Origin of the sequence: Leptospira alexanderi serovar Manhao 3 str. L 60, assembly GCF_000243815.2 — a bacterium.
GTDB lineage: Bacteria > Spirochaetota > Leptospiria > Leptospirales > Leptospiraceae > Leptospira > Leptospira alexanderi.
Genome location: NZ_AHMT02000025.1, coordinates 1 through 23446 on the forward strand (window position 1 = coordinate 1; position 23446 = coordinate 23446).

A 23446-nucleotide genomic window follows, 5' to 3' on the forward strand; every position below is an offset into this window, starting at 1 on the left:
GTGTTTAGGTCGCTCTGCGGGTCGTCGTCGCAGCTCGCGAATTTCATAGATAAAATGGCTCGCGACCGCGCTTTAACTCAATGTTGCTGCCTACGATCGCAACATAATGCTCCAATTCCTTCGGAATTTAACTCAATGTTTCTCCCTACGAGTCGAAACATATAATCGCTTTCGCATTTTGTTATACCGAACTCACGTTATTTTATAGGGATCAGTAATCACAGTCAATGCTAAGAATCTATCCAAATCTTAACATGTGGGAACTACTGCAAATTTAGATTTCACTGTAAAACTTTGAAAATGTAGGATCGTTAGGTGGTGTAATTTGTGGGAACTCACACGTTTCGTTAAGTGTGGATTTGGAATTTAAAACATGTTCGAAATTAAAACCTACGTTTGATTCAAAAAATTCTCTAAAATCACTCCACACAGTAAGTTCTAAGAACCGTTTTTTAATATGGATATTCTTTTATTGGATGACGGTCAAAAAATTGAATCCGCTTTGATTGAGGGTCCGTTGGGTTTGGATTCTCTTTTGGTTCCGTTTACTTATTGGGATCGTTTGAGTCGGGAAGAGAAAAAAATTCTTCCGAGACGACTTCCGTTTCTATTACGAAGATACGGGAAATACATTGCGGCGTTGAAACGTCTCCATTGTAAGGCGGGTAAAATCAAATACAACCGGGGAGTCGGGAAAATGAAAAAATTCAGTATTCGTGTGAATACTGGGACTTGGGCGATTTTGGGTGCACTTGCGGCGGCGCACGGTGTATCGAGGTGTTATCTTTTTAATTACATGCTTTGGTTGGAAGACGTCGGAGTCGGGGATTCTATCGTGGAAACTTTAAATAGAGGAGTTCCTAGTTTTCATGAGACTTACAGAATGATCTGGACGCTCGATTTGCGACAAAATCTAATATCCAGAGAATTGGAATTCAAACCGAATCCGATGACCGAACGTTATCTCCGAGGTTCCTGACTTTCACCAAAATCTTATTAGGCGATGATTCAAATGGATTTCAAAAAGCATCCTTGGACAAAACGATCACAATCATAAGTTAACGTGAGTTCGATATAACAAAATGCGAAAGCGATTATATGTTTCGACCCGTAGGGAGAAACATTGAGTTAAAGCGCGGTCGCGAGCCATTTTATCTATGAAATTCGCGAGCTGCGACGACGACCCGCAGAGCGACCTAAACACCGACCCATAGGAAGGTGTTTGCTGAGTTCAGGAAAGCTCTGCGCCTGAGTTCAGGGAGTCGTTGCACTTTAGTTTCTTATTCGCCCAAACTTTCTTACGACCCTGCTCACGTTAAGTTAGGTTTACACTCACGTTCTACGATCGAAAATCCGTACCAACGATTCTAAAGCTGTAGATTTTTCCGAATTTCTCGGAGGGCCATTCCTTCCAAAGTTTCGAAATTGAGCGAACCGGAGTGGGGAAGATGTTCGATGATCTTCAGGCCGAAATTGCCGTATTCGTTCTTAATCCATTTTTTGAGCTGAAGATCCGTTTCTTTGGAACGATCGACGGCGGGTTTTGTCTTGCGGATAAATTCCAGAAGATCTTCGATTCCAACCTTGGTTTTAGTGGAAGTTTTAAAAACGGGAGGAAAATTCTTTCCCGGCATGACGTCTTTTAAAAATTCCAGGGTGGAAATTAACATATGATAACTGGAATTCGCCAGGACTTCTTCGTCGCATTTGTTGAGAATAAAAGAATCTGGAACTTCCATGATTCCGCTTTTCATAAACTGAACCTGATCTCCGCCTAATGGTTGTAAAACGAGAAAAGAAAGATCCGTAAGTTTGGAAACTTCGATTTCGTTTTGTCCGATTCCGACGGTTTCGATAAACACGTAACGAAAAAAACAGCGAAGCAAACGGATCACGTGATACGTATATGGATTGACTCCACCTAACTCCAATTGACTTGGTTGGGAACGGAAGTAAATCCTTTTCTCTCTAGCGGGAAGAGAGAGGCGGGTTCTATCGCCGAGCAAAGAACCACCGGAGATATGGCTGGAAGGATCGATTGCAACGATCGCCATCGTTTCTCCGTCGTCGGCTTTTAGAAATTGAATCGCCAATTCCCCGAGTAAGGAAGACTTTCCGGCCCCGGGAGTTCCGGTAAAACCCACGGTGAGAGAATTTTGGCCCGTAAGACCTTGAGAAGCAAGAGACTCGAAGAGATTCTTTCTAAACTCGAAGGAATCCGGTTTTTCAACGCCGGAGATGAGTTTCGCGATAGGAAATTTTTCTCCCTCGCGCGCGCTGGAGATAAGTTTCGCGAGATCTTCTTTGCGATGTTTCACGGCATGCCCGTCGAACCGCGTTATGCGGCTTTTACAGTCTGAGAGATGATGTCGATAATTCTTTCCATCACGTCCATAAGATCGTAGTCTTTCGGAGTAAAGATCGCTTTCACTCCGAGTTTTAAAAGCGCGTCGAAGTCTCCCGGAGGAATGATCCCTCCGAATACGACAGGGATATCCGCTTTATAGTGTTTTAATTCTTGGAAGATCTGTTCGGCCAATTCCTGATGAGATCCGGAAAGAATCGAAACTCCGATTACGTCCGCGTTTTCTTCTACTGCGGTCTGAACGATTTCTTCCGGTGTTAAACGAATTCCGGAATAGATCACGTCGAATCCGGCGTGTTTTGCGGATACCGCGATCATCTCAGCTCCGTTGGAATGTCCGTCTAACCCCGGTTTGCCGACTACGATCTTAGGTCTGGAGCCGCTCGCTTTTAGAAACGCTTCCACTTTTCCTCTTACTCGGATCACTTTTTCGGTTTCGAGATTGAGTTTTTGTCCTTCCACACCGGTGGCAGGCCTATATTCTCCGAAGACGGATCTGAGAACGTCCGCCCATTCTCCGGTTGAAATTCCCACTTTTGCACATTCGATGGAAGCGTGCATTAGATTTTTACCGGCTTTAGCGTCCGTTTCAAGTTGTGAGAGAGTCTCTTTGACTTTGTTTGCGTTTCTTGTCGATTTTACTTTTGCAAGTACTTCCAAAGTTTCTTCCGCGGACTTAGGATCCACTTTAAAAACTCCTCCGTCTTGATCGGTCATGAGTGGAGAAGGAGTTCCTTCAGTCCATTTATTTTTACCGACGATGATGAGTTCATTGTTGTTGATCTTAGCAAGACGTTCCGCTTGGGACTTAACAAGCTGAGATTTCATATAACCGTTTTCGATCGCCTTGATCGCACCGCCCATATCGAGAATCTTTTGAATTTCTTTATAAGCTTCTTCTTTAAGTTCTTTTACTTTGCTTTCGACAACTTTAGAACCTTCGAATAGATCCGGATACTCCAGAAGATCCGTTTCATACGCGAGAACTTGTTGCAATCGTAAAGACCATTGCTGATCCCAAGGTCTCGGAAGGGAAAGAGCTTCGTTCCAAGCGGGAAGTTGAAGGGCCCTACATCTTGCATCTCGGCTCATGGTGACGCCTAACGCTTCTATGAGAATTCTCCACGCGTTGTTTTCTGGTTGTTCTTCGGTAAGCCCCAGAGAATTTACCTGAACCCCGTAACGGAAACGGCGGTATTTTTCCTGTTTTACCTGATAACGGTCTTTCGTAATCTCGTCCCACATTTCCGTAAAGGCGCGCATCTTGCACATCTCTTCCACAAAACGAATCCCCGCGTTTACGAAGAATGAAATTCTTCCCACGCATTGTTCGAACTCGTCAGGGGTGAAACAATTTCTTTCCTTGATCGCGTCTAGAATCGCCATTGCCGTTGCAAGTGCGAACGCGAGTTCCTGCACAGGTGTCGCTCCGGCTTCTTGCAAGTGATACGAACAAATATTGGAAGGGTTCCATTTCGGAATGTTTTTCAGACAATATTCGTACATGTCGACGATGACTCGTATGGACTGCGCTGGAGGAAAAATGTACGTTCCCCTCGCGAGGTATTCTTTGATGATGTCGTTCTGAGTGGTTCCTTGGAGAAGGGAAACGTCTACTCCGCGTTCCTGGGCGAGGGCGACGTAAAGGGACAAAAGATACATCGAAGTTCCGTTGATCGTCATCGAGGTGTTCATCTCTTCGATCGGGATCTGGTTAAAAAGGATTCTAAAATCTTCCAAGGTATTGATCGGAACACCGACTTTCCCGATTTCCGGTTTTGCAATTGCGTGATCGGAACTATAACCGCATTGAGTTGCCAAGTCGAAGGCGATGGAAAGACCTGTTTGTCCTTTGGATAGATTTTTTCTAAAAAGTTCGTTAGATTCTCTCGCGTTTGTGTGTCCCGCATACGTTCTGAAAATCCAAGCAGGTTCTTTGGAGGGTTTACCGGATTTGTCGTATAGGATATGATTTTTATTTTCCATGAATTTTGTCCCGATTCGATGTCTCATTGATACTTCAAAATGTGTTGGTAGAATTTCACCCAAATTTTTATCCTTGCTCTGATTTCCGCAAAAACCCTACGAGCTCCAATGGACTTAGAAAGAAGTAATAAAGCCAACCTAATCTTCCTTTTCCTATCTGTGATCGGCCTTGCAGTCGTTCTTTCTGTACTTTACAACTGGTTCGGAGAACCTTTGAATCCGGAGGCGATGGAAATGCTTGCCAATCTCCGTTCTTTAACCGAAGAAGGAAAGTTTTTCTCCGACGAACCTCCTCTTCCGTTTTTGGTTCTGAATCTTTGGAAATCGGTCACAGGACTCAACTATACCACGGCTTTGTTTACACTTTCCGCATTTATTTTTTCGCTTGGGATTCATTGGATCGGATTGATTTTTCAGAGGGAAAAATGGAAACCGAATCATTATATTCTCTGTTATTTATCCGCGATCACTCCTCTGACTTATTCCATACCTCTGGTTTTGTATCCGGAATGTTTGAGTTTATTTTTTCTTTTGATTCTTTTTCTTGCGTTTAGGATGGAGACTTTGGGTGACATATTCATTCTCATCGTCTGTATCCTTGGAAGTTTTTTCTCTCACTTTACGATCTTTTTAGTCGGTTTTACGATTTTTGTATTGAAGGCGGGAACATTAGGAATCCGAGAAAGAAAAAAACATCAATCCGTTTTTTTTAAGAGAAGGAATATCCCTCAGTTGGTCTTGCTCGCGTATATGGGAACCTTTCTTACGTTGTTGACTGTTTTGATCGTCACAAATTTCTACGGCGTAAATTCTTTCGAAATGTTCTACAAATTACTCTGGAGTTATCTCTCCAATTTTGGGCCTTTGTTTTTAATTTTATATATCGGAAACTTCCTTTTAAAATCCGAAAAAGAGCTTAACACCGTGGCGGCGAGTGCGGTCTTGATTGTGATCCTTCTCGTGTCTGTTTATTTTTCCGTTAAACCGACATCCGGACTTGACGCGGCCAAACTCGGAGCATTCACGAAGGATCTTGTGAGCTTAAAGAATAGGGGAGTGATTCAGACGGACGAAAGAGTTTATACGAGTCCTTCTGTTTCGTCTTACGTGTATTTTCATTCCAAACAAAGATTACAATCGATTCGACCGAAAGAATGGAAAAATCGGGATTATCTGTTTCTTGAGGAGATCTGGCTCGCGGATAAAAGAGAGATGCTCAAACGTTATAAGTTTAAAAATCCTCAATTCGTATTTTTATCGGGAGAACAGATTTTAATTACCGGATTTCTGACAAAAGTTATCTCCGGTGAAAAGGAGAATACACAGATTAAGATTCAAGTTGAAAAAGCAAAAACTCAACTTTCTTCGAAAACCGGGGAGAAGAGACTTAACCGTTTTCTAACGGGAATATTTTCTATCTCTGCGTTAAGTCCGGAACTGAATCCTTGAAGTCGATCTGGAAAAAAAAATCGACTGTAAAAAATAAGAACTCCGTTTCTAAAGGAAAGAATCCGGTGGTATCTCTATCCTTCTATAAAGAAAAATTGAACTTCAAGTCGAATGGGAAACAGGAAGAACCTTTAGAAAACGAAGACTTGGCCTTGGGAGCCAACGGCCTACCGTTCGAGACCGAGTATTGGAGAGATATTTACGGTTCGGGAACGGACGTAGATGCCACGTTCAATGCAAAGGAACACGCACGTTATGCGAAATCTATTCTGAATTTGATGGAAATAAATGTAAATTCGGTGGCGGATTTCGGGTTCGGTAAAGGGATACTCTTAAAAGAAATGGTGAAAATCTTCAAACCCGGAAGGGTCCTTGCCATCGATCCTTCCGAACAGATGCTCGACGAGCTTCTCGCTCAGAAATGGATTCGTGCATGGAACATCTCTGTTTTAAACACAACCGTTCAAGAATTAGATCTTTCTTATTTTGTTCATCTTCCTTTCGATTTTGGAATCTGCAATTCCGTGGTTCAATACATCAAAGGTGATCTGAAACCTGTATTTGAAAAACTTCATAAAATCGTTAAGTATCTTTATTTCTCTGTTCCCACAAAGGAAGATTATATTCGAATGAAAAAGGATATCTACTTTGAAGATCCTTACGCTTATGTGAGAACTAAAAAACAATATCTCAAGGTCATCGAACCGTATTTTCGAAGAGTCGGTTTTAATTTTTTGGAAAGTAGATTGGTCGGAGATTCAAGATTTACGGACGAGTTGTTTAAGGACGAGTGAGGCGTTATATCCCTTCCCACCCTTCCTCACCGCAGTAGAGTAGTGGACTCGATCAGAATTCCTAATATTTTCCCCGGATTGACTACTTCCCAGAGGGTTTCCTTGCCATTTTACGAGTAAGAGTTGTATCTGAGTTTGGATCTAATCTGAAGTCTTTGAACTGAGTTTCTAAAACTTTAAAGGTGAGGTCTTTGTAGATCGGTAATAGATCAGAGCAGAAACTGAAACCTTCTCTTTAACAGTGATGCAGCCTTGTAACTGATTCTGAGCTTTCTCGATATCTCAAATGATGTAAGGACTTTAGGATATTGGATCAATGATTCATAGAAAACGAATCCGAACATCCAAAGAGGGAGTTTAAAATGATTTAAGGGAGTATAACTGAGCCTGGAGCATTGATATCTACAGACTTCACAGCGAATCACATCAGGTCTTGTACTGATTTCTTTTGTTAAAAGCTGATCATCACAGTGAGGGCAGTACTTAGGATAGAATTCATTGAGGATCTTTTTAGTGATGCGTGTATAGAAGATGATATTGAAGGGTGAATTGTCTTTTTCAAACAGTCTAATTAGGGAGAGTGTTTTCTCTATTTTCGGGGTAAATTCTGTTCTGCTAATTTCAGGTTTATTATTCCTTTTCTTTAAGTCTCGATCTATTATAAATCCATTATGAAATGATGTTTGGTGAGGATTGGCGCGAGGAGATATGCCTAAGTTCGACCAAGTCGTGTAACCCCCTGAAGAAACCACAGGAAATTTCGAAATTCGAGTATTTTGGATTTTTTGTAATGTTACGGATATAATCATGAATGGTCTTAGATTCAAATCCCTATATACATAGATTAAGGAAAATGTCAATTAAAAAGCGTTGAAAGATAGCGTATGAGATCAGGGTTGAAGGCTGTCCAAGTATCTGAAATTATTAAATACTTATAAACGTCTTTAGATAACGAAAACGAAGTAAGGAATTATTTCTTTGTCTTTTCCTAAATTACATTTAAGAGGATTAGGGCAAAGTGCCTGGAAGTATAGAAAAACAACCAGGCTCTCGTCCAGGCGATATCCGTATCTTATTCAAGGATAGATGGAAAAATAGTCCTTAAGGTATTTTGCCAACCTCCATTTCGATAATTATTAGCATATCGCCTGATTCGTTCTTTTGCTTTGGAATCTATATCAATCGCATTTGTTGTAGGGTTGCATTTTTCTTGTAACGAAACTAAGAGTGATTGAAATCCTCCATTTGGTCTGCTATTCGGATCAACTTTGTATAGAGCTGATCTCTGATTCTCATTGAGTAATAGTCTCATTTTTTACTCCTTTATTTACTTGGGCTTTGATCGCTCATGAGGGTTTACGTGAACTGGCTTCGGTCCTGGTTTGTTTCCAGGGCCTTTGTAAGCCGGTGTGCTTGGTTTAGATCTCTCATAGCCGGGTACTTTTACTGTTTTTGAACTTCCCATCTGTCAATTCTCCATTGGTAACGATTTGATCCTTAAATAGGATTTTTAAAGTTATGCATAAAAGTCGATATTTGTCAAATAAAAAAATACGAAAAGTGATGGACAATCCATCCCGTTGTAGGATAGTAAAGAGGTGGAAATAATAGAGCATGTAGCGAAAGCAATAAAACGGTTAAGAGAAGAATATAATTCCGGGGTAGGAATTTCTCAAACTGAATTGGCTAAGAAATTATCTAAAGCCCCGAATACTATATCGAGATGGGAGACAGGAGAATATAAACCTAGAATAGAAGATCTTTATGAATTAGCTAAATTCTTTCGTGTTTCAATATTGGAGCTCTTGCCAGATGATAAAAATGAGTCTGATGTAAAATTAGAGGCCCTTTTTCGATCGGCTAATTCTTTAGATGATGAGGATAAAGAGGAGTTAAGAAGATTTGCAGAGTTTAGATTAGCTCAAAAGAAATATAAAACAGCCGAAAAAAAACAGCCAAGTAAAAAGAAAAAAAATAAATAACATGAGTCGTTCTGAATACTACGAATCATTAAAAAAGTTAGCGATAAAGATTCGAAAAGGTCATAATTTAACTTCTTCTCGTATTCTACCTTCGGATTTAAAGCAAGTGCTTAAAGCTGAAGGAGTGAGTGAGATTGTCTTATTTCACGATTTTAAGAATTTAAGGGGAGCTTATCTTTTGGAGGATGGACTTCCATCGTAGTAGTTAAGAAGGATTTACCAAGAGATCCATATGCTTTTACGCTCGGTAATGAACTAAAACATCACTTAGTCGATCAAGAATATGGATCTCTTGTATGTACAAATAAAAATATAAGCGAGGCAATAGAAATTGGGGCCGAAGTTTTCTCTGCAGAGTTTTTATACCCGGAGGAAATGTTTATTAAAGATCTTCTGTCTCAAGGAATTGGGCATGAGGAGTGCTCCCCAGAAAACATCGTAAATTTAAAAAAGGAAACTGATACAACTTTAAGTTACGCTGGTTTAGCAAAGCGTGCCGTATTTCTTAAGTTAGCAAAACCGGGGACCTTTGATAATGTTTCTTGGAAAAAGTTAGAGGAGAAGTTGTTTGGTGTTCCAGTCTATAAAACTTGGACTACTAGAAGGAAAGACAAGGGAAATTATTAATTTTAAAGGAATTCGTTTCAAAGGAGCAAGTGAATGGCGAATAAAAGAAATCATCAAATTGCTGGTGGTTTAGCGGAGTTGCTAAAAGTCGCTTTCGAGGATAAAGACCGTACAGATTTGACTACAAATGAAAAAATAATGCGCCTCTTCATCGGAACGGGCTTGGGGGTTGTTGGGGGAATGATGCCAGATATCTTGGAGCCAGCTGATAATCCACATTCATCGGGTAGTGTCAGCAATCCTGTGTAAATAACTTTCTTAAAACGAATCCAATTTTAATCGATCTCCGAAAAGAATCGAAAATTGATTCATCACTTGAACTCAGCAAGCACCCTCCTATCATCACCTTACCCACAAGTTAAGAAGTTTGGGATCATAAGGATCAAAAGCTGATATTTTTCAAGTGTTCCGACGTGTTAGTGATTAGGGGTTAGATTTTAGGGGTAAGAACTTTACATACAATAAAACGCAAGTGTTCCGACGTGTCAGTGATTAGATTTTAGTGGTTAGAACATTACATACAATAAAATGCAAGTGTTCCGACGTGTTAGTGATTAGGGGTTAGATTTTAGTGGATAGAACTTTACATACAATAAAATGCAAGTGTTCCGACAAGAATGAGACTTTTTACTTGCAAGAAGTATGATTTTCTGATAGAGAAAAATTTCCCGAGTTTTCCCGCCGCCTCTCCCCACGAGCCTGTTGAAAAAGAGACGGAGAAAAAACCTCTATTTTAAACCTGATTCGAATTTAAATTTTTTTCATACTACCTGGCGACATCGGAACACCTTCGTTCGGAAATTAAATATAACGAAATCCACAAAGCTTGGCAATATTATGAGCAGAACATCTTTCCGACCATTCAGTGGATACTTTTTCGATTCCCTTTGTCAAAAAAAGATTTCCTCCGCGAGAACCTTTGATTGCACCGAATACACCTTCAATGGAAGGAAATCTTTTGGAGTAAACGGTTCTGGATTGAGGTTCACTCAGTTTTCTTCGCATCTCCATCGTATAGAAGTTGTTCATCTGATCCGGATGATAATTCTTTGCCGAACTCGAATGGATATAATTTCTTTTTAGATTCTTAGAATTTACCAAAATAGACTTTGATTTTCCCTTGGAACAAAACTGTTTTAAACGACAACCGGAACAACTAGTCGAACGAAAATCCGAATAGCTATCTTTTCCATGAAGATATTTTTCTATTCTGAATTTAAGAACTCTACCTGTCGGACAGATGAATCGATTCAATTTCTTTTCATACGTAAACCGGATCGATTTTGGTTTACGTTGAGTGGATTTTGGGACTTTAGGAATTTTCCCCACTTGAAATAATTTTGTTATTTTCTGGTCCGGGCAATAAAGGTCGAATTCTTTTAAACTGCGGAAGTTAGCCTCACTCGCATAACCCGCATCCAAGACATATTGAATTTTTCTTAAATCCTGGTCTTTTGATTTTATTGATCTCTACATAAAGGAGTACCGCCAATTTTACTGATCCCTATAAAAATGAGTACCTAAATACCAGCTTGTCTCCAATAACTATCAAAACTGATTGTATTTGATTTCAATATACCTAAAGTAGATTTAGTTCTTTGAATCAATTGGCTAAGATTCTCCGGACAAAAATTAGCCATATAGTTTTTCTTCCAACGACACCAGATATATTCTTGCGGATTTAATTCCGGAGCATAAGGAGGCAAAAATTCTACTCGAAGCCTTTTCTCATTTGCTTTTAAAAATTCATTCATTGCTTTGCTTTTATGAGCAGATAAATTATCCCAAACTATTAAAATCTTTTTGCGATTTTCCTTTAGAAGTATATTTAAAAAATAAATAAGATCCTGGCTTTTAACAGAACCTGTTATGATCTGGAAGTGAAAATCTTTTTTAGAAATAGCACCGATTACTGATAACTTTTTCCAAGACATCTTGTGACGAAGGATCGGTGTCTTTCCGATTAAGCTCCAAGTTTTTATCGTATATGGATTCTGGCTGATTCCGCTTTCATCTAAAAATATGACCTTAAACCCTTCATTCTCTGCTTTTTTTATACCGGGCCAAGTTTTCGTTTTCCAAGTTTCAATTGCCTTTTCATCTCTTTCCAACGCTCTTCTTTTTGGTTTTTGATACGAAAATCCTAATTGATGTAAGAGAATTCCTACGTAATCTTGATGATACGTTACTCCGAATTTTTTTCGTATGATTTCCGATACGCGATACGTTGACCAAAGTTCATTCGGATAACCGTTACTGATCGGACCTTTCAAGATGATTCTTTTTAATTCTTTCTTCTCTGAAATGGTCAATTTGGTCGGTCGACCTCGTCGACCATTCCATTTTACTCCTTCGATTCCTTCCTTTTCATATCTTTCTCGCCAACGCATTACCGATTGCTTACTTACTCCAAGCTTTTTTGATACTCCGTAACACGTGTAGCCCTTCTTCAAGAGAGCAATTCCCTTCAACCTACGTTTTTCCAAACGTTTTAACTTTTCCCTTTCTAAATTTTGCATTATGACAATGGGATATTATTGTTATATTTTTGGTACTCTTTTTTGTAGGGATCAGTATTATAAAATCAAGATATAAGAAACAGTCTACTTATAGTGTGGAAATAACGGATGATTGGTTAAAGGATTGAAGATTGGAAATTTCCAGTTTATGAATTAAGTAATATAAATGAGAATTCTACTGAGATTGAAATGACTAAAATCAGGGATATTCTAACTGGACAATCGATTCGCGATATTAAAGATCATATTTCTGCAATATATTCTAAAATATTAATTAACGAATGTATTGACTTAAAATTAAATGGAGAACGGATCAAACCACTGCATTTTGATAAGGAATGGTCGCATAATCCGGATGTTCCTCCGAAAGGGTTTGATTTAACTACCAAAATCGGAGGGGAAAAAATAAGCGTAAAGATTACGGGAGGTTTAATTGCTGAAGGCGGCGATTCTGGGTATGGGGAATATGGAGTTTATATTTATTGCAATAATAGATTAATTGTTCGATCACTTAAAACCCCAGAAGTCGGTTTTTCAAAAGGTCAAGTGGGAGTACCACATAACTCAATCTCGCTTGCAAGAGTTATAATAGAGATCGTTGGTCCAGCAGAGCAAATGCCGTGGAATAGTAGTAAGAGTGGTGTTGATATAAAGCATAAGGTCTTTCAATTGATTCGGGAAAAAATAATTGAAGTAATTAAGCATTATACATCTGCGTCTCGTAATCTTTTCCCGGAAAGAGAAACTAAAGTAGCTCCTTTTAAGCAAGGTAAAATAAATTTTGAAAAGATCCAGTCTATCTCAGAAATCGAAAAAACCGCATTACCAGAAATTCCGAAGTTAAAGAAACAGTTGTCCAATAAAATTAAGGAATTGAACTTAAGTTTAGCTAAATCAGAGCCTTGGATTGTTGGAGCGTATGAAGTCGTTGTTATGGCTGAAGTTATCAAAAGTAAGAGTTTCGAGACTAAAAACAGAATTATTCTCATTCTTCTTGATAGTTCAATTGAAATCGCTTTTAAAGATTATTTAACTTATAAAGTGAAATCGCATTTTTATTCTGATGCAGCACTAGCTAAGATATTTGATAAAAGGCACTTGGTTCATCAGGAAATACAGAAATATTCAAGTGGAATCTTGAATATTTCCGATTGGAATAATTTAGATTATTATTATCGTCTTCGGTGTAATTTAGTGCATAAGAGGGCCTCCGCAACGGTCTTAGATACCGATATTATTAAGTTTAGTAATTTAGCAAAAAAAATACATAAGAAGTTATTGGGGGTAAAGTATCCCACACTTAAGAATTGATATGAAGATTGTTTTTAGCGCTTTTTCAATGATGTCCGTCCACACTGATAACAATTTTTCCTTTGTTTGAGATTGTAATTTAATTTTTAAAATTTCATAGAGTGTTTTTTCCAGAAGAGTTTCATGCGGTCTGTGCAAAGTAGAGTTGTTGAAAAATTTTCTATCTGTTTCTATTTCATAAAAACGGTCGATTGAAGTGGTTTTGTTAATCTGAACTGTGGAATTTTTTAATAATTCTATTGTAATATCTTTCAACGTAGTCAAGCAGAAATTATTGTGTTGAATTTTCTTCTATAAGCCTCCTCTACTTTCAAAGTTTAAACTTCCTCCGAAAAAACAGACAGTCTGTACATTAAAAACCGCAAATATAGATTTTTTATAAAAAATCATTGTTTTTAAAAAGTTCATAGAAACCGCGCTGAAAAGTTAAAAACTATTCTTGCCGTACGTTACCGTTGAAATTATATGGAAATCCGGATTTGAACTTCAGCGAGCGACCTGAGTTTTGGGATAAATCGTCGATCAAAAAACAAAATTAGGACAATAGAATATGAATCCAATCATTCAAAATATAATAGCAGTTATTGCAGGAGCTGTTTTCGGCAGTATAGTAAACATGGGAATCATCATGATCAGCGGTCATATAATACCTCCGCCAGGTGGAACTGATGTGACTACAATGGAAGGACTGAAAGCATCCATGCATTTATTCCAGCCTAAACATTTTATTTTGCCCTTTTTAGCTCATGCTCTTGGAACATTTGCAGGAGCGTTTCTAACCGCAATGGTAAGTACGAGTCATAAGATAAAGTTTGCTTTGGCGGTAGGTGTCCTTTTTTTAGCAGGAGGCATCGCAAATATTATAATGCTACCATCGCCGGTATGGTTTACCATATTAGATTTGGTAGGAGCATATGTACCAACAAGTTATCTTGCAGGTAAGTTGTCGCAAAGATAAACTATCATTATAAAAGATCGGTATATATTTTGAATTTAAAAAATATATACCTAAAATATTTCGTTTGCCTTTTTGGAATCCGGAAACATCCATGGACTCGATTCAAATCGGGATTTCTTGGATTGGAGAATATATGAAAAAAATATCGGTGATACTGATTGTCGTCTGTGTAAGTGGGTTCGGTTTTCATTGTAGTAAAGATCAATCGAATCGAGCAAAGGGAGTGATTGCTTTTATAAAAGGAGAAGTTTCCGTTCAAAGAGGAGATCAAAACTTAAAGGCGACCGTTTCTCAGGAGATCTTAAATGGAGATATAGTCATTACGGGATCTAAGTCGGTAGCTTCGCTTGTTTTCGGTGGGAATTCCTACTTGATTGAAATTCAATCGGATTCCCGATTTCAAGTAAAGGAAGAAGCCGATGAAAAAACCTTTTTTCAAGACAAAGGAAGTACTTGGATCCTAACGAACAAATTAGTGAAAGGGGAGAGAATGAGTCTCCATACACCAACGACAACTGCGGGAGTGAGAGGAACGAAATTTTATACTTCGGTCTACGGAGATATGACGTTTATCTGTCATTGTGAGGGCCATATAGAATTGGAAAACAGGCAAAATCATACTAAAAAAATCAACGATTCCGATTATTTATCTGTAACAAAAGGGGAAAAAACGATTTATATCACTCCAAGTGATTTACAAAAATTGAATGTTCCTTATGTGCACAATCACAGTGAAATCGAAGATTCTCCGGTAGGCGGGCAAAACAAAATGACTCTCGAACAGTTTCAGGTCATATACGAGTTGGCAAAAAAGAAACTGGAGTCCCTCTAATACCTGAAAAATGCGACCTAAAGTATGCATAACCTTACCCACAAGTACTTGGATCTCAAGATAAATCTGTCGGAATTACGACAAATCCTCTGTGTAACTTACGTCCCAGAACGCGCCGTAAACACCGACCCATAGGAAGGTGTTTGCTGAGTTCAGGAAGCGTTCTGCTGAGTTATACCTTTCGCGCCCTAAGCACCGACCCATAGGAAGGTGTTTGCTGAGTTCAGGAAGCGTTCTGCTGAGTTATACCTTTCGCGCCCTAAGCACCGACCCATAGGAAGGTGTTTGCTGGTTCAGGAAGCGTTCTGCTGAGTTATACCTTTCGCGCCCTAAACACCGACCCATAGGAAGGTGTTTGCTGAGTTCAGGAAGCGTTGTGCCTGAGTTTCCCCTGATTTTGGGTGGTGGTGGCGAATAACTCTATTTCGCTTTCTTTCTCAACTTCGTTGAGAGCCGCTTACAAAACTCAACCTTGCTGCTCTCTAGGGATCGCTCGGTAATGCTCCGCTGTTCGCTGGCTATTTCGCTTTCTACGGGTCGCGAAATAGGCGGGAAAACTCGGGAAATTTTTCTCTATCAGAAAATCATACTTCTCGCAAGTAAAAAGCCTCATTCTCGTCGGAACACTTGCGTTTTATTGTATGTAAAGTTCTATCCACTAAAATCTAATCCCTAATCACTAACACGTCGGAACACTTGAAAAATCTGCGTTTTTGATCCTTATGATTCCAAAATCCTCCTTAACTTGTGGGGTTGGTTATGAAAGTATAGGCTTTCTTCGGGTCGCAAAGCGGTTCGATTGAATCTTTCCGTTCAATATATGTTTTTTCGATGGTCAATTGAAAAATAATTTTTGTATTTCTTTGTATATTTATACTTACAAATAAAACCATCGTATCGGACTAGAAAGTTATTATTGAAAATTATAAATAAGGTGCCTGGAATCCTGTGTTCGAACGGAACTGATTTCAAAGTTTATGGTGCGGATCAGTAGGAAAGGATCGACTTCTTCTTCTCCATATATTTGTCCTTATAAAAAAACACCTTACCAAGGGTTATAGCTATTTTGAGCCTAATCTTTTCTTATTATAAAGTGAAATTATTTCTATTGCGTGATTCGATGATTTTTAAGATGTTATAAATATCACATAAGATTACTTTTGTTACGAAATAGCTTGTACACTCATATAGGCAGTAAATCCTTCCGCTAAATTATATTTTTTAAATAGCAAAAGAAGCTGTTTTTGTCAAATGTTCGTATTTTTTCCATTCTGTATTCGGAAACTGAATTAAAAAGTTCAGATCGACTACGTTTTACAATATGGATTCTCAAGTTTTATTTTGATAAGTGATGAAAAAGAATTTGGATTTCTTTTTCGATAGAACTTGTATCATCGATCTATTAAAGCGCTATTATCCATTTATGGTATTGAGGTGATCAAGTTGCAATTTAAAACTCACACTAATGCACAAGTTGAAAACGTAAAAATCAAGAAGAGAATACTCTTTTCGCTTTTGGCAATCATTTTTGTTTTGCTGTTATTTTTTCTGGTTTATGAAAATCTGAGAATGAAAAAAGAAATTGACCGAGTCGTCGGTATGAGAACCCGCGTGATGAAGGATTATATTCGTAGGGTCGGTTCGCAAACAAGGGCACTTGGGTTATCGATTTCGGATTATTTGACCTTTTACGAAGATACATCCGCAAATCCAAGTCTCGTTAAAAAATTCAAAAATTATCCAAGTATAAACAGATTTGGAATTCCCCATATCAGTCGGGAAAATAAGGAAGGAGCTGATTCGGGAACTCTTACCGCAGTGGGTTCGGTTTATAAATTGAATCCTTCCCTCCTCAAAGAAATTGAGGCCGCTCTGAACTTAAGAGGACAATTCGAGTCTTTGACTGAAAAACAAAGCGAAGTTGTCTGGGCTTACTATTTGTCTAAACAAAAGTTTCTCTATATTACTCCGAAGTTTAAGGATGAAAATTATTATTTTACCGATGACCTTTATTTGGGTCCGTATTGGACTCAGGCGATCCCTCAAATCAATCCGACCGGACGCCAAATTATAACTGATCTTTACGATGACCTTGCAGGAAAAGGGCTAATGATAACAATTTCCGAACCAGTTTATGTAAATGAGAAATTCATCGGCGTTGCTTCGATCGATATAGGTTTGGACGCGATGCAAAGAATTTTGGAAAGCGGGGATTGTATCGGAGAAAGTATGCTCATTGATGAAAATGGAAAAATCATAGCAAAATCCGGAGCTTTTAAGTTGGATACCAGGCTCCCTTTTCCGGTGATTTCCATGATTATGGAACCGCAGGGCGCGTTTTTCCTCGAAAAAGGAAGTTTCTGGATTGGAAACAAAATTAAGGATGAGGAAATCTGGCTCATTCATGAAATTAAAATATTTGAATATATCATTTATATAATAAAAAATCTTCTCCCTTTTTGGGTGCTCGTATTTACATTCTTCATTGTGCTCATATTGTATGTCAAATTACGTTCTTCGATGAATCAGGTGTCCAAGTTGATTCACACAGATCCATTGACCGGGATATGGAATCGGAGGGGCTTCTTAAAATTGACCCAGAGGTCCCTTGCTATTGGAAATCGACACGGAAAGGATTGGACGATTTTGCTGGTGGATATCGATCATTTCAAACAGGTGAACGATAAGTTCGGACATGATACCGGAGATAAAACGTTGATAAAAGTCGCTCAAGTGCTTAGTCGTTCGGTTCGCCAAACTGATGCGGTTTGTCGTTGGGGTGGAGAAGAGTTTGCGATCTTTTTATTCGGAGCCGGTCAGAAAGCTTCTACCGACATTGCCGAAGATCTGCGCAAAGAAGTGGAAAATCAAGTTCGTTTGGACGATGGAAACCCGGTGACGTTGAGTATTGGAGTTTCACAAGGAGCGTTGGATTTGGAGGAAGCCTTCGTAAATGCAGATCAGGCGTTGTATCGAGCAAAATCTTCGGGTAGAAACCGGGTTTGTGCTTTTGATCCGAAAGTATTTTCCCATTCAGATTTGAAAAATTAAATTATATTGAAATTTTAAATTTCGTTTTGAAATCTTTCGTAAATCGATCATCTCAATTCAAATTATAACTCTACAGAAATTAAGACATCGAATTTCCTTTTAATTTTAGATCCAAAATAAAAAATAACCAAAGTTTTTAACGCACAATTGATAGAAAAAGAATTTTTAAATTCAATGTTAGTTGATAGAAACTTCTGCATGATAATAATTGCGCAATTAGGTCTGGTAACGACAAGAGATGAATTGATTCTTCTTAAGGAAGTATCTGTTTTGAAGTTAGAATTGTTGGATCTTTTTTAAGAACTAGAGAGAATGAAATTTAAAATAAAGATGAAGTACGATGGGAAATAACGAATTCATTCAAAATACAAATTTGAATATCAAGCCGGTTATATTGGTAATAGACGATGAAGTTGTCGTATTGAAGAGTATCAAGTGTGCAATTCAACTTAGTTTTGGAAGCCGATTCGAAGTGGAGATCGCGGAAGATGCAGATTCTGCCATGGAAATTTTGGAGAGATGTAAATCCGAACAAATCGACGTTCCTTTGGTCATTTGTGATCAAGTACTGCGTGAAAAAAGCGGAGACGAACTACTGATTCAAATTCATCAAGAATACCCTCAAATCTATAAAGTAATGCTTACGGGATATGCTTCCGCGAAAACCCTTGGAAATGCACTGAATAAAGCAAATCTTTATCGATATCTTTCAAAACCCTGGGATTCCGAGGATTTGATTCTGACCATTTCCGAAGCGGTAAAGGCTTACTTTCAAAATCGAAAGGTGGCCGAACTCAGTTCTAAATTGGAAGAAACGTATCTGTTCAATCGCGAAACTTTGTTTCCGAATTTCGAAAATTTAAAACGAAGAATCGATCAAAGACTGATCGAAAACGAAAGTTCCAGTCTTGCTCTCATTCGAATAGAGTCTTTCGGTTCCATCGCTGAAAATTTCGGAATCGAGACATATCGTAAGATGTTATCCGAATTCTTATCGGTCCTCAATTGTTTTGTAAGAGGGTACAACGGAGAAATTTTTCATATTTACGACAACATGATTGCGATTCTGGCTAAAATCGAAGAGGATCGATTTTATTCTTTACTGAGTGCCGTTCGTATCTTTCTCAGATCCGAATGCATCGAAGTGGACGGGATTTCTTTTCAGGTTAAAATTTCGATCGGAGTCTCATCGGACCAATCGGACGTATATGACAAGGCGAGACTTGCAATGATGACTGCGAGCAATGATTCTTCCGTTGAATACGTTTCTTATTCGGAAGCGACCAACAAGGTAGACCGAATTTATGCAAACCTTAAGTTGGGTAGGAAGTTCAACGAAGCTCTGAATGCGGGAAATGTAATTCCTTACTTCCAGGGAATTTACGATAACAAGCTCGAAAGAATTACGAAATACGAATGTTTAGCGAGAATTATGGAAGGGGGACAGATTTATAATCCCGCGATGTTTATTCCAATCGCAAAATCCACGGGATTAATTCGATTACTCACTCCTTTAATGGTTGAAAAAACGTTTAAATATTTCTCGAAATATTCCGAATATTCTTTTTCCATCAATATTTCCGAATCCGATTTGGATAAGAAAGGGTTTCCACTTTGGGTGATGAATCGACTTTTGCATTACAGAATATCTCCGGATCGGGTGATTTTTGAAATTCTAGAAAACGATCGTTGGAACGGATCTTCCAATTCTACTCGTTCTCTTCAAGAATTGAAAGAAATCGGTTGCAAAATTGCGATTGATGATTTCGGGGTGGAGCGTTCCAACTTTGAAAGACTGATGGAAATTCAGCCGGATTTTATCAAAATAGACGGCAAATTTATACAAGGAATTCATGAAAATCAAACTTCATATCGATTGGCTGCGGCGATAACAGAAATGGCTCATACAATCGGTGCCAAGGTAGTCGCCGAGTTTGTATCTAAAGAAGAGGAGTTAGAAGCGGTGAAATCTTTGGATATAGACTATTCACAAGGATATTATTTAATGGAGCCTGCGGAAGAAATCATTTATGCGGAAACAATTCTAAACTTAGCTTGAGTTCCTAATCGTTTCACGAAATCGTTTTTCGGTGTTTCCTCATGTCCGAGGAAAATTAAAATTTGGTAAGTGTTCAATTTTAATTTTACCCCTCATACTATAAGCTGAAAAGCATTTCATGATCGGTTCCAATATACTCCTTATAAACACAAAGATTCTTTTAAAAGTTTATTTTAAAAGAATCTCTTTTTGTTTTGGGAGCCAAGAATGAGTCAGACTGTAACAATCGAACACGAATTAAAAGAACTACAGGTCAATACAATTCGTTATAAACTTTTAGTAATCGAGTTTGCAGGCATGGTCAATCATGAAACTCTAAAGGGAATTCCGGCTAAACTAAGTTCTATCTTTTATGAGATGGAGGGAATGTTGGTATTGGATATCACAAAAGTGACTAATCTCAATTCGGAGTTTGTACGGGCTTTTACGGGAATTTTACATATAATCTCCGAAAGATTTACTCGGTATTTTATCGTGACGGCAGATCAAAAGATTTATAACTGGATTATGAATTACAATAAACTGAGAGAGGTCAAACCAGTGGCGGATTTTGACGAACTCAAAGAGGCTTTGGAGTTAGATTCTTTAATTCAGGAGTTTGAATTCTAAAATCAGAAAGCTATTTAGTGATTCAACATAATTTTATTCATCTTATATTCTGAAGAGAACACTTTTAGAGAATAAGTTATGATGTTTCTTGTAGAAGGGAACTCACTCTATTACACTCGTCTATCTGGTTTCGTTCGCAATAACGAGCCAGATAGATAATTTTAAGATCTTTTCCATTTTCAAAGAATAAGTTTCTTCCTTTATTCAAGTGCCCATACAAAATCTTTCTCTTTTCTCTGCTTGCTTCAGAAAGATTTGTATTTGTTTGAAGCATGTTCATTCATAGGTTGTTTTAAAAATTTAGAGAATTGGAATAAAAAGTCTTACTTGATGCTGATCAGGGAAAGGTGATTTGTTGCAGATTTATTTTTCTATTTCAATCGCCTTAAAGTTTGATTTCAAATGATTTTTTAATAAAACTATTTGTCTGAAAATTCAGAGTAAAAAATCCCTTTCAAGTACGACTTGCTATCGCTTTTAGATAAACTCTTAAAAAGGGCATCTAGAAAATCTGAATACTCGTCATCTTTGGATTCTTAAATTCAGATTATAACTAGGGGAGATTTAGCACTAAAATTTTGCTATTGTAGGAATAATAAAGATTTTTGCGGATACATACAACTGCTCGGCGAATTAGCTCCTATATCTCCATAAACAAAGCACTGAATCTATTTGGTTAATTTGTATTTGTTAGCCAAGTAGATTTTTTTTTGTCTTTTATGCTTTGAAGATTGATGACCTCATTGGATGAGATTTCTTGCTCTGTGTCGAAATCCATGATTTGAAAAGAAAGAATGTGAGCATCCGGATGAGAATGTAAAATCGGATTCTTAAGTTGTGAGTTGCTTTTTTCGTTTTCAATCCCGTGTATAAAAATATTAAAAATCGTATCAAAAGCACTAGAAATGGAAAAGGTGGTTTCTGATAAATACTTTGGGTTGATGACTCCGTCCAAAGCGGCGATGAGCGCGTCGATCGTTAGTTCTCGATTGAGCTCTTTTCGAAAAATCCCACTTTCTTGTCCTTCTTTTATTATATCCGCCAGCCTTCTTAATCTTTCTTTGCGGAACTCTTTCATCATTATGTAAAGATCGGGACGGAAGTTTTGTATGTCGTTTATAAATGGTTTTCCCATCTTGGAGCCGATTTTGGTGACGATGAGTAGGATCTCGTTAAGTTTTTGTCTAGGATTTTTGGATTTGTCTTTTATGATCGCTTCATGTTGGGCCGTAATTTTTTCTTTCAAAAAATTGAATACAGCATTGATCAACTTTTCCTTTGCATCGTAATAACGATAAAGGGTTCGTTTGCTGATACCAATGTGTTTTGCAATTTCATCGGTGTTTGTTTTGGCAAAACCCGCGAAAAGAAATAGCTGCATCGTTTTTTTGAGAATTCTTTCAATCATGTTGGAAAATTATTTTGTATCCTAACCATTCGACTTGAAATTATTACTCAATGCTTCGACTTTTTGAGAATCTATAGATACGTTGAGATGCTCGTTCTTAGATCCGTTTGTTAGAAAAGTGTTTGTTCTGAGTCCTTTCGGAGAGTAGCCGGTCCATTTTTTGCAAGCTCTGTGAAAAGACGTATAAGAATTGAATCCGCATTCGAAAGCGATATCCAATAAATTCATATTTCGTTTTTCCACGAGAAGTCGGATTGCGTCGTTTATTCTATTTTGATTGATGAAATCCGAAAAACCTATGTTCTTATAATTGTTTAAGTAAAAGGAAGCTTGGTGTAAACTGATTCCCAAATAGGCTGAAAGGTCAATTAGGCGAATGCTATCATCTGCATAAAGTTTTTCTTGAATAAAACCTTTGATTCTATCTTCTGCACGCTTTAGGTCGTCTTCTTTAAGAAGATTTTTCTCTTCTACTGCATATTCGTTAGATTCGAAAGCTTCCGTTCCCGATTTTGGATTTGTTTGTTCTATGATTTCTTGAGTTTCCAGGTTTAGAATCGGTTTTTGTACATCCGTTTCATTCTGAATTTTTATTTTTCTTTTTAAAAGATAGAGAATAAAAATAGAAAACATGTAAGTATAATATGAAATGTTATTCCAATAGACGTTATAAAACAAGGTTCCGATTAGATTTAACAAAGTTCCAAACCCAATTCCCCCAAGAATTGGCAATAAGGAATAATATTCTTTTTTGAAGTTTCGGAAATGGATCAGATAACCCGATTCTAATACGGTGAAAGCGCAAACTCCAAAACAAAAAAGTTCCCCTGTAATTACCATGGAAAAAGATTTTTCAAAGTACATTAGAAATAAAAAGGAGAGAACGATCGCAAATGCCGCGTTTCTAAGGATGATTTGGTAGGATACTTGGATTCCAAGAATCGTCAGTATAACAAGTCGAAGTAGTAGAAAAGAATAAACCGAGATTCCACAGATTAAAGAGATCAATTTAAATTTAGATAGGTCTGCGGAAGTCGCTATTTCTGGGATTGTTTGATTCCAGATCGCTAAATAAACGACGAAGAAAAATACAAACGTGAAAAAGATATTTTTTTCAATCAATCTTTGTAGGACGAGTTTTTTTAAAAAGATTCTACCTTCGAAATCCGGTAAGGTTTTCAAATTATACATGTAGTTTAGGAAATTCTGGATGAGTATATTCATGAACGATGAGCTCTTTAATGTTGTAGGATTTGAATTTTCAAATCGAGAACCTCTGGTTTGGTCTCGTTTTTTTCTACTTTGATTGTTATTTATCTTTTTTATTAATACAGGGATATGTTTTCGTTTTATTTTGCTAATTTGCAAAGAGTGAAATATATAATTTAAGAATCGATTTAGAATTACAAAATTTCGATATAACAATTCGATTATTTGTAAAATGCAAATTTTTCTAAAACGCAATGAAATCATATGAATATGAATGTTCTTCTATA

At 37.7% G+C, this 23446-nt stretch carries 17 protein-coding genes and 4 pseudogenes; 14 read left to right on the plus strand and 7 right to left on the minus strand.

Going from position 1 to position 23446, the window contains the following annotated elements; all coding sequences use genetic code 11:
- Nucleotides 1-457 precede the first annotated feature (457 nt).
- Nucleotides 458-979: a DUF1564 domain-containing protein gene (locus LEP1GSC062_RS08495; protein ID WP_010576346.1), complete on the plus strand. Its 522-nt coding sequence runs from the start codon at nucleotides 458-460 to the stop codon at nucleotides 977-979.
- 388 nt (nucleotides 980-1367) lie between these two features.
- Here LEP1GSC062_RS08495 and LEP1GSC062_RS08500 read toward each other — a convergent pair whose 3' ends face one another.
- Both LEP1GSC062_RS08500 and LEP1GSC062_RS08505 read right to left on the minus strand, forming a co-directional pair.
- Nucleotides 1368-2318: a P-loop NTPase family protein gene (locus LEP1GSC062_RS08500; RefSeq protein WP_010576345.1), complete on the minus strand. Its 951-nt coding sequence runs from the start codon at nucleotides 2316-2318 to the stop codon at nucleotides 1368-1370.
- Between the two features lie 20 nt (nucleotides 2319-2338).
- Nucleotides 2339-4351, minus strand: a complete 2013-nt coding sequence (locus tag LEP1GSC062_RS08505) for a protein meaA (protein ID WP_039941598.1) — start codon at nucleotides 4349-4351, stop codon at nucleotides 2339-2341.
- Between the two features lie 108 nt (nucleotides 4352-4459).
- On the opposite strand from LEP1GSC062_RS08505, the gene LEP1GSC062_RS08510 reads away from it, so the two are divergent.
- The gene (locus LEP1GSC062_RS08510; RefSeq protein ID WP_020983972.1) at nucleotides 4460-5800 is read left to right on the plus strand and encodes a hypothetical protein; all 1341 of its coding nucleotides are present in this window, start codon (nucleotides 4460-4462) and stop codon (nucleotides 5798-5800) included.
- A gap of 95 nt (nucleotides 5801-5895) precedes the next feature.
- Nucleotides 5896-6594 (plus strand): class I SAM-dependent methyltransferase, encoded by a 699-nt coding sequence (locus tag LEP1GSC062_RS08515; protein ID WP_139356682.1) that lies wholly within the window; start codon nucleotides 5896-5898, stop codon nucleotides 6592-6594.
- A gap of 94 nt (nucleotides 6595-6688) precedes the next feature.
- Here the strand turns inward: LEP1GSC062_RS08515 and LEP1GSC062_RS24655 are convergent.
- Nucleotides 6689-7166 (minus strand): annotated as a pseudogene (locus LEP1GSC062_RS24655) (transposase); the annotation flags it as partial.
- A 1026-nt stretch (nucleotides 7167-8192) separates the two neighbouring features.
- On the opposite strand from LEP1GSC062_RS24655, the gene LEP1GSC062_RS08530 reads away from it, so the two are divergent.
- From LEP1GSC062_RS08530 to LEP1GSC062_RS08540, 5 genes and pseudogenes are all read left to right on the plus strand, one after another.
- Entirely contained in the window at nucleotides 8193-8576 is a 384-nt protein-coding gene (locus LEP1GSC062_RS08530) for a helix-turn-helix transcriptional regulator (protein ID WP_020983970.1), read from the plus strand.
- A 1-nt stretch (nucleotide 8577) separates the two neighbouring features.
- Nucleotides 8578-8778, plus strand: coding sequence for a hypothetical protein (locus LEP1GSC062_RS24660; protein WP_020983982.1), 201 nt, complete (start codon nucleotides 8578-8580; stop codon nucleotides 8776-8778).
- Nucleotides 8772-8936: pseudogene (locus tag LEP1GSC062_RS24665) on the plus strand (ImmA/IrrE family metallo-endopeptidase); the annotation flags it as partial. The gene LEP1GSC062_RS24660 and the pseudogene LEP1GSC062_RS24665, both read left to right, overlap by 7 nt.
- A gap of 15 nt (nucleotides 8937-8951) precedes the next feature.
- On the plus strand, nucleotides 8952-9203 hold the full coding sequence (locus tag LEP1GSC062_RS24670; protein WP_010576340.1) for a hypothetical protein: 252 nt from the start codon (nucleotides 8952-8954) through the stop codon (nucleotides 9201-9203).
- Nucleotides 9204-9236: 33 nt separating this feature from the next.
- Nucleotides 9237-9452: a hypothetical protein gene (locus LEP1GSC062_RS08540; protein WP_010576339.1), complete on the plus strand. Its 216-nt coding sequence runs from the start codon at nucleotides 9237-9239 to the stop codon at nucleotides 9450-9452.
- A 552-nt stretch (nucleotides 9453-10004) separates the two neighbouring features.
- On the opposite strand, the pseudogene LEP1GSC062_RS08545 reads toward LEP1GSC062_RS08540, so the two are convergent.
- Nucleotides 10005-10670 (minus strand): annotated as a pseudogene (locus tag LEP1GSC062_RS08545) (transposase); the annotation flags it as partial.
- A gap of 53 nt (nucleotides 10671-10723) precedes the next feature.
- The gene (locus LEP1GSC062_RS08550; RefSeq protein ID WP_020983979.1) at nucleotides 10724-11722 is read right to left on the minus strand and encodes an IS630 family transposase; all 999 of its coding nucleotides are present in this window, start codon (nucleotides 11720-11722) and stop codon (nucleotides 10724-10726) included.
- A gap of 53 nt (nucleotides 11723-11775) precedes the next feature.
- Between LEP1GSC062_RS08550 and LEP1GSC062_RS08555 the strand changes: the two are divergent.
- The 6 genes and pseudogenes from LEP1GSC062_RS08555 to LEP1GSC062_RS08580 form a co-directional block, all read left to right on the plus strand.
- Nucleotides 11776-13033 (plus strand): annotated as a pseudogene (locus LEP1GSC062_RS08555) (ATP-binding protein); the annotation flags it as partial.
- Nucleotides 13034-13583: 550 nt separating this feature from the next.
- A complete protein-coding gene (locus tag LEP1GSC062_RS08560; protein ID WP_010576334.1) occupies nucleotides 13584-13991 on the plus strand; it encodes a hypothetical protein in 408 nt (135 codons plus the stop codon).
- A 91-nt stretch (nucleotides 13992-14082) separates the two neighbouring features.
- Entirely contained in the window at nucleotides 14083-14823 is a 741-nt protein-coding gene (locus LEP1GSC062_RS08565) for a FecR family protein (RefSeq protein ID WP_020983981.1), read from the plus strand.
- 1443 nt (nucleotides 14824-16266) lie between these two features.
- Nucleotides 16267-17874: a sensor domain-containing diguanylate cyclase gene (locus tag LEP1GSC062_RS08570; RefSeq protein ID WP_010576332.1), complete on the plus strand. Its 1608-nt coding sequence runs from the start codon at nucleotides 16267-16269 to the stop codon at nucleotides 17872-17874.
- Between the two features lie 340 nt (nucleotides 17875-18214).
- On the plus strand, nucleotides 18215-19933 hold the full coding sequence (locus LEP1GSC062_RS08575) for an EAL domain-containing response regulator (RefSeq protein WP_010576331.1): 1719 nt from the start codon (nucleotides 18215-18217) through the stop codon (nucleotides 19931-19933).
- Nucleotides 19934-20140: 207 nt separating this feature from the next.
- The gene (locus tag LEP1GSC062_RS08580; protein ID WP_010576330.1) at nucleotides 20141-20542 is read left to right on the plus strand and encodes a hypothetical protein; all 402 of its coding nucleotides are present in this window, start codon (nucleotides 20141-20143) and stop codon (nucleotides 20540-20542) included.
- 676 nt (nucleotides 20543-21218) lie between these two features.
- Here the strand turns inward: LEP1GSC062_RS08580 and LEP1GSC062_RS08585 are convergent.
- Both LEP1GSC062_RS08585 and LEP1GSC062_RS08590 read right to left on the minus strand, forming a co-directional pair.
- The gene (locus LEP1GSC062_RS08585; RefSeq protein WP_020983974.1) at nucleotides 21219-21950 is read right to left on the minus strand and encodes a TetR/AcrR family transcriptional regulator; all 732 of its coding nucleotides are present in this window, start codon (nucleotides 21948-21950) and stop codon (nucleotides 21219-21221) included.
- A 21-nt stretch (nucleotides 21951-21971) separates the two neighbouring features.
- On the minus strand, nucleotides 21972-23141 hold the full coding sequence (locus LEP1GSC062_RS08590; RefSeq protein ID WP_010576327.1) for a helix-turn-helix domain-containing protein: 1170 nt from the start codon (nucleotides 23139-23141) through the stop codon (nucleotides 21972-21974).
- Nucleotides 23142-23446 lie beyond the last annotated feature (305 nt).

Bases quoted from the DNA above. Each gene is read 5' to 3' on its own strand.
- LEP1GSC062_RS08495 (WP_010576346.1), top strand. From the start codon at position 458: ATGGATATTCTTTTATTGGATGACGGTCAAAAAATTGAATCCGCTTTG.
- LEP1GSC062_RS08505 (WP_039941598.1), bottom strand. From the start codon at position 4,351: ATGGAAAATAAAAATCATATCCTATACGACAAATCCGGTAAACCCTCC.
- LEP1GSC062_RS08510 (WP_020983972.1), top strand. From the start codon at position 4,460: ATGGACTTAGAAAGAAGTAATAAAGCCAACCTAATCTTCCTTTTCCTA.
- LEP1GSC062_RS24660 (WP_020983982.1), top strand. From the start codon at position 8,578: ATGAGTCGTTCTGAATACTACGAATCATTAAAAAAGTTAGCGATAAAG.
- LEP1GSC062_RS24670 (WP_010576340.1), top strand. From the start codon at position 8,952: ATGTTTATTAAAGATCTTCTGTCTCAAGGAATTGGGCATGAGGAGTGC.
- LEP1GSC062_RS08540 (WP_010576339.1), top strand. From the start codon at position 9,237: ATGGCGAATAAAAGAAATCATCAAATTGCTGGTGGTTTAGCGGAGTTG.
- LEP1GSC062_RS08550 (WP_020983979.1), bottom strand. From the start codon at position 11,722: ATGCAAAATTTAGAAAGGGAAAAGTTAAAACGTTTGGAAAAACGTAGG.
- LEP1GSC062_RS08560 (WP_010576334.1), top strand. From the start codon at position 13,584: ATGAATCCAATCATTCAAAATATAATAGCAGTTATTGCAGGAGCTGTT.
- LEP1GSC062_RS08565 (WP_020983981.1), top strand. From the start codon at position 14,083: ATGGACTCGATTCAAATCGGGATTTCTTGGATTGGAGAATATATGAAA.
- LEP1GSC062_RS08575 (WP_010576331.1), top strand. From the start codon at position 18,215: ATGGGAAATAACGAATTCATTCAAAATACAAATTTGAATATCAAGCCG.
- LEP1GSC062_RS08580 (WP_010576330.1), top strand. From the start codon at position 20,141: ATGAGTCAGACTGTAACAATCGAACACGAATTAAAAGAACTACAGGTC.
- LEP1GSC062_RS08585 (WP_020983974.1), bottom strand. From the start codon at position 21,950: ATGATTGAAAGAATTCTCAAAAAAACGATGCAGCTATTTCTTTTCGCG.
- LEP1GSC062_RS08590 (WP_010576327.1), bottom strand. From the start codon at position 23,141: ATGTATAATTTGAAAACCTTACCGGATTTCGAAGGTAGAATCTTTTTA.